Raw genomic sequence first — 17,644 nt, 5'->3', positions numbered from 1 at the left:
GGTTCAAAGCGAAACGGGGCGCGGATGTCATCCGCGCCCCGTTTCCCGTCATAACGCTCGTCGTGGATCCGGGGCCCACGGCCCCGGACGGGCTCAGACCCGCTTGGCCAGCAGCTGCTCGATCAGCGAGCCGCCCTTGTCGATGGCCGCCAGTTCCTCGGCCACCGCGTTCACGGTGTCGCGGATCTGGTCGGGGGTGTGCTCGGAGGTCAGGAAGAAACGCAGGCGCGATGCCCGCTCCGGCACCGCCGGGTGGATGATCGGCTGGACGTTGATGCCCCGGCGGAACAGCCGGTCCGACAGGGTGACGGCTTTCAGCGAGTCACCGACGATGATCGGCACGACCGCGAGGCCCAGGCTGAAGCCGGTGTCGAGGCCCAGCTTTTTGGCGGTCGCCAGGAACAAGGTGCCGTTCTGGCGCAGGCGCTCGACCCGCTCCGGCTCGGTATGCATCACCGCGAGGGCCACCTCGGCAGCGGCGGCGAGCGGCGGCGACATGCCGACGCTGTACACGAATCCGCCCGCCGTGTGCTTGAGGTACTCGATCAGGGCAATCGGCCCGCAGATGTAGCCGCCGCAGGTGGACAGGGTCTTCGACAGCGTGCCCATCCAGATGTCGACCTCCTTCGGGTCGACACCGCAATGTTCGAACAGGCCCGCGCCGGTGCGGCCGGTGACGCCGAGACCATGGGCCTCGTCGACCATCAGCCACGCGTCGTAGCGCTTCTTGAGGGCCACGAGCCCGGCGAGGTCCGGCGCATCGCCGTCCATGCTGTAGAGGCCCTCGACCACGATCAGCGCCCGGCGGTGCTCGTGGCGGGTCGACTGGAGTAGGGTCTCCAGGGCATCGAGGTCGTTATGCGCGAAGGAGCGCCGCTGCGCCCCCGAGAGTTGCGCGCCCGTGACGATGCTGTTGTGGGAGAGGGCGTCGTGGAAGATGACGTCGCCGGATTCCAGCAGGGCGCCGATCGTCGTGACGTTGGTGGCGTGCCCGCTCACCATCACGACGCAGCCCTCGGACTGATAGTGCTTGGCCAAAGCCTGTTCGAGGCTGATATGGCCCGGACGCTCCCCCGCCACGACACGGCTCGCCGACGAGGAGGTGCCGTAGGCATCGATCGCCTCGCGGGCGGCGTTGCTCACCCGCGGATGTCCGTTCAGGCCGAGATAGTCATACGACGAGAAGTTGGTGAAGGCCTTCTGGTCGATCCGGGTGGTTGCTCCGGCCTTGGCGTCGTGGACGCGGAAGAACGGGTTGCCCAGGCCGATCAGCTCCGCCGCCTGCCGCTGAAGCTTCAGCTCCCGGTAGCCCGGCAGGTTCTCGAAGTTCTGCGCCGCCGACTTCCCGGCCGGCGAGGCCGCTTTGACGGGGGCCGGGCGCGGCGTGGCGCGCCCGAGCCGGTTGGTCACGAAGCCGGCGAGCGCCGCCCGCCCGCCGTCCGGCCGTGCCGTGTCGGTCATGAGTTGGTCTCTTTGATCCCGCTGGACGTCTGCTCGATGAGTTCCTTGAGAGGCGCGATCATCTGCGCATCGACCTCACCGCCGACATGCTTCGCCACGAGGCTCATCGCGACGCCGGCGGTCTCATCCATGGGCGCGGAAACCGCCTGAATTAAGGACTCCGACAGTTCGGTGACGGTCATGCCCGAGGACAGGCCCGCGGGCGGCGCGTCGAGGGCGAAGCGCTCCTGCAGGCTGGCGCCGAGTTCGACGCCCATCAGCGAGTCGAGGCCGATCTCCGAGAGCTGGCGGACGCGGCTGATGTCGTCCTTCGGCAGGCGCAGGATCCGGGCGATGTCCTCGACAATCGCATCCGACACGGTCTTGCGGACCGCGTCGAGGTCGCCCCCCTTGAGGAGCGCCCCGATGTTGATCGCCTGGACGCCGCCGGCCTCGACCTGCTGGTCCGACCCGAGTTCCGCGTAGCTCGGCGAGCGCATCGTGGCGAGCCGCTCGCGCGCCTTGCCCCAATGCATCGCCGCGATGGCGATCACCGCCTCGTCGGGGGACGTCCCCTGGCATTCCAGCGCCTCGGCCATCAGGTCGAGGCAGCGGCGGGCCTCCATCGGCGTGACGCCGACGCGACCGGCCAGTCCTTCCATGACCGCCCTGTTGCGGGCGAGCATGCCGACATCGCCGATGGCCCCCCAGGCCACCGCCAGGGCGGGCAGACCGCGGCGGCGGCGCTGGCGCGCCAAGCCCTCCATGAAGCCGTTGGCGGCCACGTAGGAGCCCTGACCGGGATTGCCGATGAAGGTCGTCGCCGAGGAGAACAGGACGAAGTAGTCGAGGCTCCGGTCACGGGTCGCGGCGTCCAAGTGCTGGGCGCCGATCACCTTCGGGCCGATCACCGCGTCGAGCGCAGCCGCGTCGATGTTGGAGATCAGTCCGTCTTGGAGCACCGCCGCGGCGTGGAGCACGCCCGCGAGCTTCTTGCCCTTCTGCTCGATCTCGGCGAGCAGACGGTCCACCGAGGCGCGGCTGGTGATGTCGACGGCCTTCGCCTCGACGGTCACACCCTGGGCCGACAGCTCGGCCACGATCGCCTTGGCCTCATCGGTGGCCGCCCCCTTGCGGCCGGCCAGCACGAGGTGCTTGGCACCCCGGTCGATCAGCCACCGCGCCGCCTCGAGGCCGAAGCCGCCGAGGCCGCCGGTCAGCAGGTGGACGCCCGTCTCCGAGACCGTGAACGGCTTCGCCGTGTCCTTCATGATCGTGCCGGCCTTAGGCGGGCTGATCACGATCTTCCCGATGTGACCCGACTGCTGCATCAGCCGGAACGCGTCCGAGGTCTCGGCCGCCGTGAAGGGCTGGTAGGGCAGGGGCTTCAGGCCGCCGTCGTTGAACAGCGCCATCACCTCGCGGAACATCCGCGCGCCGTCGTCGCCCTGGTGCTGGATCACCTGATCGAGGTCGACGCCGAAGTAGCTGAGGTTCCGCCGGAACGGGCGCAGGCCGATATGGGTGTTGGCGACGTAGTCGCGCTTGCCCAGCTCGACGAAGCGGCCGAAGGGCCGCAGCGCGTTGAGCGAACGCTCCATCGCCTCGCCGAACAGGCTGTTCAGCACGATGTCGACGCCGTCGCCGGTGATCGCCCGGACCTCGTCCACGAAGGCGAGCGAGCGGGAATCGAGCACGTGCTCGGCGCCCAGCGCCTTCACGAGGGCCCGCTTCTCGCGGGAGCCGGCGGTGGCGATGACTCGCGCACCCTTCAGCTTGGCGATCTGAAGGGCCGCGAGGCCGACGCCACCCGCGCCGCCATGCACCAGCACCCACTCGCCGCGCCGCATCCGGGCGCAGGAAACGAGGCCGTAATAGGCGGTGAGGAAGGCCACCGGCACGGTGGCGGCCGCCATCGGGTCGAGGCCCTGCGGCATCGGCGCGACGACGAGGTCGGGCACCACGATATGCGTGGCGAAGCCCGACTGGGCGAAGGCGACGACCGGATCGCCGACCTTGAAGCCCTTCACGCCCGGGCCGACGGCCGTGACGCGGCCGGCGCATTCGAGGCCGAGGCGCGGGCCGGCGAAGCCGTCCTCCAGGATTTCCTCGGGGAGCATCGAGAGCGCCCAGAGAACGTCGCGGAAGTTGAGGCCGGTGGCCTCGACCGCGATCTCCATCTCGCCCTTGCCGGGGGCGCGGCGCTCGGCCGGACCCCAGACCATCTCGCTGAGGCCGCCGGTGTTGCTGCGCTCCAGCCGCGCGGCCTCGGCCGGGACGGTATCGGCCGGATCCCGGTGCTGCGGCCGGCCGGCATGGAAGCGCACGACCTGGGTCCGCTCGTCGTCCAGCACGATCTCAGTCTCCGGCGTGCCGGAGAGGATCAGGTCGCGCAGGCGCTCCGAGGCGCGCTTCGACGACATCTCGGGGGAGAGGTCGATGCGGCGGACGTCGAGGTTCGGGGCCTCGTTGGCGAGGGTGCGGGAGAAGGCCCACACGCCGGCCTCGATGTTGGTGGTCTGGCCGCCGCGGTCGCGGGTGGCCCCCGGCGCCACGACCCACAGCCGGGTCTGGCGGGCGCCGAGATGCTCCGTGCAGCGCTTCAGGCTGAGGCAGCGGTCGCGCAGCCGCTCGGCCGCCTCGCCGCCGCGGGTGAAGGCGCCGGCCAGGAACACCACCGTGTCGGGGGTCTCCTTCTCCAGCTCCATCAGGGAGGTCTCGGAGTCGAGGATGATCGAGACATGCACGCCGCCCGCGACCAGCAGGGTCGCCAGGGACGAGGCGGTCTCGGCCGCGAACTCGTCGTCGGAGCCGATGATGAACGCGAAGCTCTGTGCCGGGGCCGGGCCCGGACGCACCGGCGCCTCGGCCGTCAGCAGGAGGTCGTCGCCGTTGGCGGAGGCCGCCCGCTCGACCTCGACCTTGACGAGGCCGTGGGCGCTCAGCGTGCGCTGCCAGCCCTCGATGTCCTCGAGCCGGCCCACAGGCATGCCGCCCACGGCCTCCTCGAACCAGCCGGTCGTGAGACCGAACACGAGGTCGCGGAACAGGGACGCTCCCGGCTCGACCGCCACCAGCAGGCCGCCGGTGGCGAGCGCGCCGGCGAGCTGGCCCGGAAGGGACCGGTCGCCCCGGTGGAGGCTGCCGGCCGCCAGGATCAGGTCGAAGCTGCCGGGAGCGAGCTCCTCGGCGGTCTCGACCACGGCGGCGGCGCGTCCCAGGGACAGGCGGGCGCGCTCGGCGAGCCGGCGATCGGTCTCGAAGACGGTGAGCCGGGCCTCGGCGGCGGCCGCGAAGGTCGCGGTTTGCGCCGAGAGCGGGCCGAAGCCGACTTGGAGGACTCGCAGCGCCCGCTCCTTCGGGAGCTGGGCTCGGCTCCGCTCGATCAGGCTGGCGACCACGTCGGCGCCGTGGCGCGCGGTGGCCGAGCGCAGCACGAAGGCGTCGATCGCCCCCTGCGGCAGGGCGGGCGCGTCGGTCAGCTTCCCGGCGAGCAGCCGGTCGACCAGGGCGCCGACATCGGCGATCAGCACCAGTTCGGCCGAGAGATCCGGATGATCACCAGCGATCCAGCGCATGATCTCGTCGGGCGCCGGCAACGCGGAGCCGTCGCCCAGCGTCCAGTTCTGGCCCGCACGCTCGGCGAGGCCGCTGCTTTCCAGGGCGTAGAGGGCGTTCAGCAGCCAGGGGCGCAAGGCCTCGGGCACGCGGCTGTCGGTGACAGAGACGGTCGCACCCTGGGCCAGACCGGAGGCGAGGCGGTAGGCGAGCGAGGTCGCCCAGCCTTCCAGCAGGAGGTGCCCCGGAGACAGGGCGGCGTCGGCCGGCCCCTTCGCCTCGGCGGCCAGCGGGCGCAGCCGCGCGGCCACGCTCGGACGGCGTTCCATGGGGATCGCGGTCGGCTCGGTGGCGAGTTCCGGCACCTGCGAGATCGCGAAGGCCGCGAGGTCACCGCCGCTCTTGGCGCGCAGGGCCTGGAATCGGCCCTCGCGGATCGTGGCGACCACCACCCCCTCGGCATCGAGGAGGGTGAAGTCCGCCAGGATCGAACGCTCGTTGCAGCGGCGCGTCCGGATGATCGAACGGGTGATCACCGCGCCGGGGCGCAGCAGGCGCACCTCTCCGAAGCGGACCGGGATGTAGGCCTTGCCGCCATTCTCGCCGAGGAGATCGGCGAAGAGCAGGATCAACCCGTGAAAACAGGCATCGAGCCGGTTCGGCACCAGGGCGTAGCGGCTGTCGGGCTCGGCCGGCAGCAGGTCGGACACGATGGTGGCGTCGTCCAGCCGGGCGCTCATCGCCACCTGCTGGAAGCTCGGGCCGAAGGCCAGACCCGAGGCGAGGGCCTTGGCGTAGAGCGCGTCGCCGGTGAGCACGTGCTCGCCGGCGGTCTCGAAGCTGAAGCCGTTCAGGTCGGGGGCTTTCGGCGACGAGAAGGTGCCCTCGACGATCTTCGCCTGGGCGTGGAGCTGCCAGGGCGTCTGCGTCAGGCGCGGACGGCTCAGCACCTGGATGCCGTTGCCGGAGCCCGAGAGGCGCACCGCGACCTCGCGCAGGGCCTCCTCGGCGAACACCATCGGCGCCACGATCTCGAAATCAGCCAGCACGACCTCGTCGTCGCGCAGGGCCTCGCGGACGCAGGCCAGCGCCATCTCGACGAAGCCGGCGCCGGGCATGATCACCTGGCCGTCGACCTTGTGGTCCTCCAGCTCCGGCACGGTGACCGGATCGACGAAGCCGTTCCATTCCAGTCCGTCGAAGGTCGTGCGCGACCCGATCAGCGGATGGTAGGGGCGGGGGCTCATCGCGCCGACGCCTTCGGTGGTGTCGGCGAGACGGAACGGCCGGCGCTGCCACGGATAGGTCGGCAGGCGGACATCGCCCTTGGGCGCGTCGCCGAACAGCAGGGTCTCGTCGACCTGCGCGCCCTGGACCAGCGCGGCGCTGACCGCCTTGGCGATCGGATCGCCACCGGAGGCCTTGCGGTGCATCACGCCGACCGTGGCGGTCTCGATGCCCAGCGGCTCGACCGCGTCGCCGACATGGGACATGAGGGTCGCGCGCGGGCCGACTTCGACGAAGACGCGGGCGCCGCGGCGGGTCGCGTCCTGCACGGCTTCGCAGAAGCGCACCGGCTCGCGGATGTTGCGCCACCAGTAGCCGGCGCCGAAATGGCTGCCGTCCAGCACGCTGCCGGTGACGGTGGAGACCATCGCGGTGGTGCCGGCCTTGGCCTTCAGCCCGGCGAGATCGCGCAGGAGCGGCTTCTCGGTCGGGTCCATCAGCCGGCCATGGAAGGCGTAGGCGAGGTCGAGCTTGCGGCCGCGGCGGCGCTTGCGCGACAGCGCCTTGAGGGCGGCGTCGATATCGGCCACCGGCCCGGCGACCGTGACGGCCTTCGGGCTGTTGTAGGCGGCGATGTCGAGCGACGGGTAGTCCTTCAGGAAGGCCTCGACCTCCTCGGACGGCATCAGCAGCACCGCCATGGTGCCCTGGCCGTGCGTCGTCTCCTGATGGTGGCTGCGGTAGTAGATGACCCGGACCGCGTCCTCCAGGCTCAGGATGCCGGCGGCCTCGGCGGCCGCGATCTCGCCCACGCTGTGGCCGAGGACATAGGACGGGATCAGACCCTTGGCCTTGAGGGCGGCCGTGGAGGCGCTCTCGATGGCGAAGATCAGCGGCTGCGAGACGCTGGTGAGCACGAGGCGCTCGTCCAGGTCGTCGGCGTAGAGGGCGTCCTTGAGCGACCAGTCGGAGTAGCCCTGGAACAGGGTGTCGATCCGGTCGAAGGCGGCGCGGAAGGCGGGGTTCTCCTCGTAGGCCTCGCGGCCCATGCCGGCCCACTGGCTGCCGTTGCCCGAATAGACGAAGGCCACCTCGGCGACACGGTCGACGGCGGTGCCGGTGAAGGCGTCCTGCGTGTCCTCGCCTTCGCCGACGGCGCGCAGGGCGGCAACCACGTCGGCCTTGCCGTCGAGGGCGATGGCGAGGCGGGCCGACATGCGCTCGCGGCGGTGGGCGACGGCGGCCGCGATGGTCGGAACCTGGGCGGGCTCGGCCTCCAGGCGTTCGGCGTAATCGAGGGCCAACTCGTTCAGTGCGGCCCGGCTCTGGGCCGAGAGCAGCAGCACCTGGGCTTCCGGCGCCGGGGCCGACTCGGCGGCCCTGGACCAGGCCGGGGCGTCGGTGATGACGACATGGGCGTTGGTGCCGCCGAACCCGAAGGAGTTCACGCCCGCGAAACGCTCGCGCGCGCCACGGGTGATCGGCAGGGCCTTCCGCACCACGTGCAGGTTGAGGTCGTCGAAGGGGATCTCGGGATTCAGCTCAGCCGCATGCAGCGACGGCGGCACGAGGTCGTGCTCCAGCGCCAGCGTCGCCTTCATCAGGCCGGCAAGGCCCGAGACAGGCTCGGTGTGGCCGATATTGGTCTTGATCGAGCCGATCGGCAGCGGCGCCTGCCGGCCGCGGCCGAGCTTCGAGCCGATGGCCGAGGCCTCGATCGGATCGCCCACCGGCGTGCCGGTGCCGTGCGCCTCCATGAAGGCGAGGTCGTCGAGACCGATCTCGGCCTCGCGGTAGACCTTCTCCAAGAGGGCGCCCTGGGCGTAGCCCGAGGGCAGCGAGATGCCGGTGGTGCGCCCGTCGGAATTGATGCCCGAGGCCGCCACCACGGCGCGGACCGTGGCGCCGTTGCGCCGCGCGGCCTCGGCCGATTGCAGCACGAACACCACGCCGCCCTCCGAGCGCACGTAGCCGTCGGCGTTCTTCGAGAACGCCTGGCACAGGCCGGTGCGCGAGAGCATCTGCGCGGTGGAGAAGCAGATGAAGTTGAACGGGCTCGCCAGCACGTTGACGCCCGCGACGACGGCGGTGTCGACGCGGCCCGACCGGATCGCCTGCACGGCGTTGTCGAAGGCGACGAGGGAGGACGAGCAGGCCGTGTCGACCGTGAAGCTCGGGCCCTTCAGGTCGAAGATGTAGGAGATGCGGTTCGAGATGATCGAGAGCGTGTTGCCGGTGGCCGCATAGGCGTCGCCCGACGGCGCGTCGAGGATGCGCAGGTTGCCGTAATCGAGCGACGAGGCGCCGACGAACACGCCGATATTGCTGCCGGCCACGCTGGACGGGCGCAGGCCCGCATCCTCCAGAGCCTCCCAGGTCAGTTCCAGCAGCATCCGCTGCTGCGGATCCATCTGCTCCGCCTCGCGGGGCGAGATCCCGAATACCGCAGGGTCGAACGACCACACGTCGTCGATGACACCGGCGGCCCAGGTGTAGCTCTTGCCGCGCTCATGGGCGCGCGGGTGCGCGAACCGCTCCAGGGAGAACCGGTCGGCCGGCACCTTGCTGACGGCGCAGCGCCCCTCGGACAGGAGTGACCACAGCCCGTCGACGCTGGGGGCTCCGGGCAGTCGGCATGCGCGTCCGACGATCGCAATGTCTGTACGTTGTGTCACGTTCGGTTCGCACACGCTCGTTATCGGAAGTCGGCTCGGCTCTCGACGAGTGAGTACCCTCTCACCCCTTACTGTGGCACCATTGCGGTGTCCAACCAGCCCCAACGCGAGGTCATCCCTCTGCGGCGAAATTGCCAGAGGCTGTGACATGTATTCATCAGCGGCTTATCCAATCCCTGCGCCCAAAACGCCAAGATTGAACCGCTGGACCGCCTGTCGAGACGCGAACTCGACCACGAGAAAGCCACAGTTGCCCCTCGGGGGCGGCAGCCCGTCTAGCGGCATCGGGCCCGATTCCGGAAGAAATCTTCGCGCGCCGGCGCAGATCCCGCACAGGAATTCAGGCCCGTCGGTCTCCACCGCGATGATCAAGACCCGTTCCGCGCGACGCTCTCCTTGGTTCGTCCGACGCCGCAATAGGTGAAACCGTGTCGCGCCGCGCTCGCGGGGTCGTAGATGTTGCGCAGGTCGATCAGCACGGGGGCCGATCCGTCGGAGGACATGATCTGACGCAGCCGGTCGAGGTCCAGCGCCCGGAACGCGTTCCACTCGGTGACGATCACCAGGGCGTCCGCACCCTCCGCACAGGCATAGGCGTTCTCGGCGTAATCCACAGCCGGCATCAGGATCCGGGCCTGCTCCATGCCCTCCGGATCGTAGGCGCGCACCTTCGCCCCCGCATCCTGAAGCCCGGCGACGATCGCCAGCGAGGGCGCATCGCGCATGTCGTCGGTGTTCGGCTTGAAGGTCAGGCCGAGCAGCGCCACCGTCTTGCCCCGCACGCTGCCGCCGCAGGCCTTGATCACCTTGCGGGCCATGGCGCGCTTGCGCTGGTCGTTGACCGCCACCACCGTCTCGACCATCCGCAGCGGCGTGCCGGCATCCTGGGCGGTCTTGACCAGCGCCAGCGTGTCCTTGGGAAAGCACGAGCCGCCGTAGCCCGGCCCGGCATGCAGGAACTTCGACCCGATCCGGTTGTCCAACCCGATGCCGCGGGCCACCGCCTGAACGTCGGCGCCGACCGCTTCGCACAGGTCCGCGATCTCGTTGATGAAGGTGATCTTGGCCGCCAGGAACGCGTTCGCCGCGTATTTGGTCAGTTCGGCGGTGCGCCGCGCGGTGACCATGATCGGGGCCTGATTGAGATAGAGCGGCCGGTAGACCTCGCGCATCACGGCCTCTGCCCGCGCCTCCTCGGCGCCGACCACGATGCGGTCGGGACGCTTGAAGTCGGCGATGGCCGCGCCCTCGCGCAGGAACTCGGGATTGGACACCACCGCGACGTCCGCGTCGGCATTGGTCTCGCGGATGATGCGCTCGACCTCGTCGCCGGTGCCCACCGGCACGGTCGACTTCGTCACCACCACGGTGAAGCCCGACAGCGCCCCGGCGATCTCCCGGGCGGCATCGAACACGAAGCTCAGGTCGGCGAAACCGTCGCCGCGGCGGGACGGCGTGCCCACCGCGATGAACACCGCGTCGGCCTCGGCCACGGCCTCCCGCATCGATGTGCTGAATGCGAGCCGGCCCTGGCGGACATTCTCGGTCACCAGCGCGTCGAGGCCGGGCTCGTAGATCGGCATGCGGCCGGCATTCAGGCTCGCGATCTTGTCGGGATCCCGGTCGATGCAGACGACCGCGTGGCCGAAATCGGCAAGGCATGCTCCGGAGACCAGGCCGACATACCCGGCCCCAATCATCGCAATCCGCATCGGGCCCTCCCGGCAGCTCGCCCAGCGGCTTGCTGCGATGCAACATGATCCCGGCCGCCAGACGATGCAAGCCGGGCCAGCCTGGATCCGGTCCAGTCTGTCACGGGAATGCAACACCCGCGAAGGATGACTGTAGTTTGACAGCCACCGGGGCGCCGTGCGCCGGCGGCCGGGCCGCGCGCCGCCGATCCGCGAATGGAGGCGGGGCGGCTTCGCAGCGCGGACGGCTTCCTGTAGAAGCGCCACCGCCCGAAGGGGAGGCCGCAGATCCGCCCCCGAGGACCCGACCCAAGGATCGGCGAAGGACCGCGATGACCGAATTGCCCAACGTGCACGTGCGTGCCGAGGTCCTGGCTCAGGCGCTGCCCCACATGCAGCGCTACGACCAGGAGATCGTGGTCATCAAGTACGGCGGCCATGCCATGGGCGACCGGGCCGCGGCCGAGGATTTCGCCGAGGACATCGTCCTCCTGGAACAGTCCGGGCTGAAGCCGATCGTCGTGCACGGCGGCGGGCCGCAGATCGGCAAGATGCTCGACCGGCTCGGCATCCAGTCTGAGTTCCGCGGCGGCCTGCGCGTCACCGACGAGGCCACCGTCGAGGTGGTCGAGATGGTCCTGGCGGGCCTGATCAACAAGCAGATCGTCGGCTGGATCTCCGCCGAGGGCGGCCGGGCGGTCGGCCTGTGCGGCAAGGACGGCAACATGGTCCGGGCCAAGCGGGCCATGAAGACCGTCGTCGATCCCGAGAGCCACGTGGAGCAGACCGTCGATCTAGGCCTCGTCGGCGAGCCGGATCACGTCGAGCGCGGCGTCCTCGACGCGGTGCTGAAGGCCGAGCTGATCCCGGTCCTGGCGCCCGTCGCCTACGGCGCTGACGGCCAGACCTACAACGTCAACGCCGACACCTTCGCGGGGGCGATCGCCGGGGCGCTTCGGGCCAAGCGCCTGCTGCTGCTCACGGACGTGCCGGGCGTGCTCGACAAGGACAAGAAGCTGATCCCGGAACTCACCGTCGAGGATTGCCGGCGCCTGATCGCGGACGGCACCATCACGGGCGGGATGATCCCGAAGATCGAGACCTGCATGTATGCGCTCGAGCGCGGTGTCGAGGCGGTGGTCATCCTCGACGGCAAGGTCAACCATGCGGTGCTCCTTGAGCTGTTCACCGATTACGGCGCCGGCACCCTGATCCGTCGGGGCTAAGAATCGGACCGACCCGCACCGCGCCGCCTCCCGGCGCGGTGCCGCCCGCATCGGTGGCGGCAACATCTGCGCCCGCCGCGCATTGTCGTACCCCGCCCACAGGACCAGCCCCGGACAAGCATCAAACTTGCGAGCTTGACCGTTCCGGTCCACAGATTCCGTGGGTATCAGCAACCTGAGGGGTTCCGGTGCACCACCCCGGCAAAGCCCAGTTCACCACCCCCGCGGCGCGCGGCTTCGCCGACGTCGACACCTGGGTGTTCGACCTCGACAATACCCTTTACCCGAGCGATGCCGCGGTCTGGCCTAAGGTCGACGAGCGCATCACCCTTTACGTGATGCAGCTCTACGGACTCGACGGGATCTCGGCGCGCGCGCTGCAGAAGCATTTCTATCACCGCTACGGCACGACGCTGTCGGCGCTGATGGTGGAGGCGGGCGTCGATCCCCACGATTTCCTCGACTTCGCCCACGACATCGACCACTCGTCGATCAAGCTCGACAAGAGCCTCGGCGACGCGATCGAGCGGCTGCCCGGGCGGAAGCTGATCCTGACCAACGGGTCGCGCCGGCACGCCGAGACCGTCGCCGCCAAGCTCGGCATCCTCGATCATTTCGAGGACGTGTTCGACATCGCCGCCGCCGACTTCGTCCCGAAGCCAGAACGCACGACTTACGAGCGGTTCCTGGAGAAGCACGCCGTCGAGCCGACCCGCGCGGCCCTGTTCGAGGACATCGCCCGGAACCTCGCGGTGCCGCACGACCTCGGCATGGCCACCGTGCTGGTGGTGCCGAGGGTCACCGATCCCTACCGCGAGGCCTTCGAGCAGGAGGCCGTGCGCGAGCCGCATATCGATCACATCACGGACGACCTCGCCGCCTTCCTGGCCGCCTGCGTGCTGCCCGAGGCCAAGGCGGAGCGAGAGCCGGTCGACCGGGACCGTCGCTGAACCGCGTCCAACGGCAATCGACAAGCCGGCAACGATCCTGTAGAGAGCCGCCCAACTCACAACAGGATCGCCGAAATCCTGGCGCCGATCGCCCATGAGGGGCGAAGCGGCGCGACGGCCGGAGCTATGCCATGAACATCATCGAGCAGCTGGAGCGCGAGGAAGTCGCGCGCCTCGCCAAGACCATCCCGGATTTCGAGCCGGGCGATACGCTGATCGTCAACGTCCGCGTGAAGGAAGGCGAGCGCACCCGCGTTCAGGCCTACGAGGGCGTCTGCATCGCCCGCTCGGGCGGCGGCCTCAACGAGAGCTTCACGGTCCGCAAGATCTCCTACGGCGAGGGCGTGGAGCGCGTGTTCCCGGTGCACTCCCCGATGATCGATTCGATCAAGGTGGCCCGTCGCGGCAAGGTGCGTCGCGCCAAGCTGTACTACCTGCGCGACCGCCGCGGGAAGTCGGCCCGTATCGTCGAGCGCACCGACCGCTACAAGACCAAGGACGCCCCGGCCGCCGCGCCCACCGCCGCCGAGTAAGCTGTCCGAATCGCTCCGCAGGCCGGAGCGATCGCCCGGTTTCAGACCGGCCCGGCTCAGCCGGGCCGGTTTTTTCTTGGCCGGCCGCCCCGTCCCGGCCGCCGATACGATCCGCTCAGGCGGCCCGGATCCCGTCCAGGAACCGGCGGATCTCGGCGGCGAGTTGCTCGGACCTGCGCGACATGTCGATCGCGGCGTCCAGAACGCGCTCGGCCGCCCCGCCCGTCTCCTCGGCGCCCTGCGAGACGTCGGCGATGTTGCCGGTGACCGCCTCGGTGGCCGCCGCGGCGCGCCCGACGCTGCGCACGATCTCTTCGGTTGTCGCGCCCTGCTGCTCGATCGCCGCAGCGACCGTGGCGGCGAGGGTGCTGACCTCCCCCATGGTGCGGCCGATCCCCTGGATCGCCTCCACGGCCTGGCAGGTCGACGCCTGGACCGCGCCGATCCGTAGGGCGATCTCCTCGGTGGCGCTGGCCGTCTGCTCAGCCAGCGCCTTGACCTCGGCCGCCACGACGGCGAAGCCCCGGCCCGCCTCGCCGGCCCGGGCCGCCTCGATCGTGGCGTTGAGGGCCAGGAGGTTGGTCTGACGGGCGATGCCGGCAATCATGCTGGCGACGGCACCGATCTGCTCGGCCCCGTTCGCGAGGTCGCCCACGAGGGCGTCGGTGCGCTGCGCCTCGGTCGCGGCCTGCGCCGTCTTGGCCGAGGATTGCGCCATATGTCCGGAGATGTCCTGGATGGTGACCGCCATCTCCTCGGTGGCGGCGGCGACGCTCTGCACGCTCCCGGCGGTCTCCTGCGCGGCCCCCGCCACATGCGTGGCCCGGACACTCGTGCGGGAGGCCCGCCGTGCCATGGCCTCGGCGGTCGCCTGCATCTGCGCAGCGGCCGCGGAGACGCCCGTCATGAGGGCTCCGGCATCGGCCTCGAACGCCCGGGTGAGCACGTCGAGCCTCTGCACGTGCTGGGCCTTGGCCGCCGCTTCCTGCGCCGCCGTCCGATCCATCTCGGCCTTGACGATCAGCGCTTGGCGGAAGACCTCCACGGTTCGGGCCATCTGCCCGATCTCATCCGTCCGATCGAGCCCGGGAATCGAGCCCGTCACGTCGCCCTGGGCGAGGGCCTGCATCCGGCGGCCGAGCCGGTCGAGCGGACGCGTGATGCCGCGCCCGATCAGGACCGAGCCGAGCACGCCGAGGGCGCCGACCCCGAGAAGCAGGCCGCTTGCCGCCAGAGCGAGCGACAGGAAAGCGTCCTTGATGTCGTCGGTATAGGTCCCGGCCGCGATCATGATGTTCCAGGGCGTGAACCTGACGGCGCGTGTGGTCTTCAGGTACAGACCCTCGCGGCCGGGTCGCGGATACTGATACGTCGTCAGGGCCGTGTCGGAGGTCTTCAGCAGATCGATCAGCGTCCCGGCCACGCGCACCCCGTTGACCCGGGCGTCCAGCTGGTTGCTGCCGACAAGCCTGCGGTCGGGAACCGCCAGAGCCGTACCGTCCATCGCGTAGATGGCGACGTAGTTCGTGCCGTTGTCGAAGCGCATGGCCATGGCCGTCTCGGCAAGTTCCGCCAGGGCGGCTTCGCGGGTCAGGGCGCCGCTTCTGACCCGGGACTCAAGGTTTTGTGCGTAGGTGGTGAACAGCTCCGTGATCGCGCGCAGGGATTGAAGCCGCTCGGACAGCATTTCCTCGTAATACAGTCGCAATCCGCCAGCGCCAATGGCTGAAACGATCAATACGGTGAGTACAATTTGCGCTATCATACGACGAAACAGACTTACGCTGAAAAATCGAATGCGCATAATAAATTCCCGCAGATCGCCAAATCCAGCGATACCGCGGCATGATCTGATAAATTCGATTGCTCATGTCAACAGAAGCGCGCAGATCAAGATCATGGCCTACAAGTTGAACGACCGAGATCTGCAGATGAGGCGACGATGCCGTTGCTTTTGACATGGCGCATGCCGGCCGCACGGATGGGCTGCCGCCAGCGACGACAGAACCTGAGATCGCCCCGGCGAACCGCACCTGCACCCCAGCAATGGACGGGTCGAATGCCCCCGGCACCCGGGACGGGCGCGGCCGCAATGCGGGCGCGGCGGAGATGATCGGGTCGGAGGATCGGATGGCGCTGCGGCCCGGCGGAACGGCATGCGGGGGCCGCTCGCCGTCGTCGGCGCGATCGGGGCGCCGCTACCGGGTCCGCGCGGTGACCTCGATCTCGACGCGCATCTCGGGGCGTAGAAGACCCGCCACGACCAGGATCGTGGCGGCCGGCCGGACATCGGCCAGCACCCGGCCGCAGACCGCCAGCACGGCCTCGGCGTCGTCCCGGTCGATGACGTAATAGGTGGCGCGCACGATGCCGGCGAGATCTGTTCCGGCCTCCGCGAGCACCGAGCGGATCGTGCGCCAGCAGGCCTCGGCCTGCGCGGCGGCCCCCTCGGGCATGGTCATCGTGGCGTAGTCGTAGCCGGTCGTCCCGGACAGGTAGACGGTGTCCCCGTCGACCACCGCCCGGGAGTAGCCGTAGTCCCGCTCGAACGGGGAGCCCGACGTGATCAGCCGCCGTCTCACCCGCCGCGCAGCGCCTCCAGCACCTTGCCGCCGGGACGGCCCGTGGGCGTCATCCCGAGCCGGCGCTCCACGTCCTTGATGGCATCGCGCGTCTTCTGGCCGACCTTGCCGTCCGGCTCACCGACATCGTAGCCGCGGGCGGCCAGCCGGGTCTGGAGATCGCGCCGCTCGGCCCGGGACAGGGGCGGGTCGTCGGTCGGCCACGCGGCCTGGACGCCGGGCTTGCCGCGCAGCCGGTCGGAGAGGACCGCGATGGCGAGACCGTACGACTCGGCGGCGTTGTAGGAGTAGATCGCGTCGAAGTTCTTGGTCACCAGGAAGGCCGGGCCGTCGATGCCGGCGGGTGCGATGATCCCGGCCGGGCCCTCGCCCGAGAGCGGGCGCCCGTCCACGCGGGTCACGCCGAGCGAGGCCCAGTGGGCGACCGGTTTCTTGTTCTTGCGTCCGGCGGCTCCGACGTTGAAGCCCCGGGGCAGCTTCACCTCGTAACCCCAGACCTGGCCGTTCTGCCACTTCGCGACGTGCAGGAAGTTGGCGGTGGACCCGACGGCGTCGGCGACCGAATCGACCACGTCGCGCCGTCCGTCGCCATCGCCGTCCACGGCGAGGCGGTGATAGGTGGTCGGCATGAACTGGGTCTGGCCGAAGGCGCCCGCCCAGGAGCCGGTGAGCCGCTCCGGCGCGATGTCGCCGCGCTCGATGATGCGGAGCGTGGCGATCAGCTCGCCGCGGAAGAAGTCCCGGCGGCGGTTGTTCGAGCAGGCCAGCGTCGCCAGCGACTGGACCAGCGGCATCTTGCCGAGGTTCTTGCCGAAATTCGACTCGACGCCCCAGACCGCCGCGATCGTGTAGCGGTCGACCCCGTAGCGCGCCTCGGCCTGGGCCAGGGCCGCCGCGTGCTGGCGCATGGCGGCCCGCCCGTCCTCGACCCGCTCGTCGTCGACCAGCGCCGCCATGTAGTCCCAGATCGGCGTCTTGAACTCGGGCTGCGCCTGAGACAGCTCGATCACCTTGTCGTCGTAACTGATGCCGCTCGTGGCGGACCGGAAGGTCTGCGCCGAGACGCCCGCCGCGGCGGCCTGCCCTTGGATGCCGGCGAGGCAGCTGTCGAAATCGGCCCGTGCGGGCAGGACTGCCAGCGGCACGACCGCGATCCCGGCGAGCAGCCCGAGCGCGCGCGCTTTCCTCGGTCCCGTCGGGTGCTTCGGCATGCTGGCGATCCTCACGATGCGGGGCGGAGTCTGGGCGCGGATTCAGGCGACATGTGGGTTAACGAAGGGTGAGGAAATCCGCGTCGTCTTGACCACCGCGCCTACCAATCGATAGGTTGGCTCGGAGCCCGCCAGCGAGCGGCGGGCCCTCCAAGGCGGGAGACGAAACGCATGATGAAGGATTGGAATCAGTACGGCGCCGAGTTGGTGAGCACGCTCGGGCGCATCGGCGCGGTGAGCCCGGACCTGCTCAAGGCTCATGACCAGCTCGCCGCGGCGGCGCCGACCGAGCGCAAGCTCGACGCGAAGACCCGCGAGCTAATCGCCCTCGCGGTGGCGGTGACGACCCGGTGCGACGGCTGTATCGCCGTCCATTCCGAGGCCGCCCGTAAGGCCGGGGCGAGCAAGGAGGAGGTCGTGGAGGCGCTGGGCGTCGCGGTGGCGCTGAATGCCGGTGCCGCCCTGGTCTACACCGCCCGGGCTTTCGAGGCCTTCACCGGCGAGAACGGCTGAGGCGGCGAACCGCGTCGATCCCGGGCCCTCGCGCGGGC

Annotated in this window: 10 protein-coding genes; 4 read left to right on the top strand and 6 right to left on the bottom strand. The window is 70.0% G+C overall.

The features are described 5' to 3' along the window. Positions 1-93 precede the first annotated feature (93 nt). From PQI07_RS33865 to PQI07_RS33855, 3 genes are all read right to left on the bottom strand, one after another. Complete coding sequence (locus PQI07_RS33865) at positions 94-1,461, bottom strand: aminotransferase class I/II-fold pyridoxal phosphate-dependent enzyme (RefSeq protein WP_274929050.1); 1,368 nt, start codon at positions 1,459-1,461, stop codon at positions 94-96. Continuing rightward, positions 1,458-8,900: a type I polyketide synthase gene (locus tag PQI07_RS33860; protein WP_274929049.1), complete on the bottom strand. Its 7,443-nt coding sequence runs from the start codon at positions 8,898-8,900 to the stop codon at positions 1,458-1,460. The genes PQI07_RS33865 and PQI07_RS33860 overlap by 4 nt, the downstream gene beginning before the upstream one ends. Positions 8,901-9,268: 368 nt before the next feature. Beyond that, positions 9,269-10,612, bottom strand: a complete 1,344-nt coding sequence (locus PQI07_RS33855; RefSeq protein WP_274929048.1) for a UDP-glucose dehydrogenase family protein — start codon at positions 10,610-10,612, stop codon at positions 9,269-9,271. 311 nt (positions 10,613-10,923) lie between these two features. Here PQI07_RS33855 and argB point away from each other — a divergent pair, with 311 nt between their 5' ends. The 3 genes from argB to rplS all read left to right on the top strand — a co-directional run bounded on the left by argB (position 10,924) and on the right by rplS (position 13,300). Next, on the top strand, positions 10,924-11,817 hold the full coding sequence (gene argB, locus PQI07_RS33850; RefSeq protein ID WP_043351054.1) for an acetylglutamate kinase: 894 nt from the start codon (positions 10,924-10,926) through the stop codon (positions 11,815-11,817). A gap of 188 nt (positions 11,818-12,005) precedes the next feature. After that, the gene (locus PQI07_RS33845) at positions 12,006-12,767 is read left to right on the top strand and encodes a pyrimidine 5'-nucleotidase (RefSeq protein ID WP_043756067.1); all 762 of its coding nucleotides are present in this window, start codon (positions 12,006-12,008) and stop codon (positions 12,765-12,767) included. 131 nt (positions 12,768-12,898) lie between these two features. Further along, on the top strand, positions 12,899-13,300 hold the full coding sequence (gene rplS / locus PQI07_RS33840; protein WP_043351057.1) for a 50S ribosomal protein L19: 402 nt from the start codon (positions 12,899-12,901) through the stop codon (positions 13,298-13,300). Between the two features lie 115 nt (positions 13,301-13,415). On the opposite strand, the gene PQI07_RS33835 is transcribed toward rplS, so the two are convergent. From PQI07_RS33835 to PQI07_RS33825, 3 genes are all read right to left on the bottom strand, one after another. Continuing rightward, complete coding sequence (locus PQI07_RS33835) at positions 13,416-15,008, bottom strand: methyl-accepting chemotaxis protein (RefSeq protein ID WP_274929047.1); 1,593 nt, start codon at positions 15,006-15,008, stop codon at positions 13,416-13,418. Between the two features lie 490 nt (positions 15,009-15,498). Next, the gene (locus PQI07_RS33830; protein ID WP_043353789.1) at positions 15,499-15,882 is read right to left on the bottom strand and encodes a RidA family protein; all 384 of its coding nucleotides are present in this window, start codon (positions 15,880-15,882) and stop codon (positions 15,499-15,501) included. Continuing rightward, positions 15,879-17,093, bottom strand: coding sequence for a lytic murein transglycosylase (locus tag PQI07_RS33825; protein ID WP_091955384.1), 1,215 nt, complete (start codon positions 17,091-17,093; stop codon positions 15,879-15,881). Before PQI07_RS33825 ends, PQI07_RS33830 begins: the two co-directional genes overlap by 4 nt. Before the next feature lie 171 nt (positions 17,094-17,264). On the opposite strand from PQI07_RS33825, the gene PQI07_RS33820 reads away from it, so the two are divergent. Next, positions 17,265-17,606, top strand: coding sequence for a carboxymuconolactone decarboxylase family protein (locus tag PQI07_RS33820; protein WP_078947260.1), 342 nt, complete (start codon positions 17,265-17,267; stop codon positions 17,604-17,606). The last annotated feature ends 38 nt before the right edge of the window (positions 17,607-17,644 follow it).

Source organism: Methylobacterium sp. 092160098-2, assembly GCF_028920805.1.
In the GTDB taxonomy this organism is placed as follows: Bacteria; Pseudomonadota; Alphaproteobacteria; order Rhizobiales; family Beijerinckiaceae; genus Methylobacterium; species Methylobacterium fujisawaense.
This window is presented reverse-complemented; position numbering and strand designations above follow the sequence as displayed.

What these genes read in the sequence shown, in the direction of transcription:
- PQI07_RS33865 (WP_274929050.1), bottom strand. Translation starts at nt 1,461, where the DNA reads ATGACCGACACGGCACGGCCGGACGGCGGGCGGGCGGCGCTCGCCGGC.
- PQI07_RS33855 (WP_274929048.1), bottom strand. Translation starts at nt 10,612, where the DNA reads ATGCGGATTGCGATGATTGGGGCCGGGTATGTCGGCCTGGTCTCCGGA.
- argB (WP_043351054.1), top strand. Translation starts at nt 10,924, where the DNA reads ATGACCGAATTGCCCAACGTGCACGTGCGTGCCGAGGTCCTGGCTCAG.
- rplS (WP_043351057.1), top strand. Translation starts at nt 12,899, where the DNA reads ATGAACATCATCGAGCAGCTGGAGCGCGAGGAAGTCGCGCGCCTCGCC.
- PQI07_RS33825 (WP_091955384.1), bottom strand. Translation starts at nt 17,093, where the DNA reads ATGCCGAAGCACCCGACGGGACCGAGGAAAGCGCGCGCGCTCGGGCTG.
- PQI07_RS33820 (WP_078947260.1), top strand. Translation starts at nt 17,265, where the DNA reads ATGATGAAGGATTGGAATCAGTACGGCGCCGAGTTGGTGAGCACGCTC.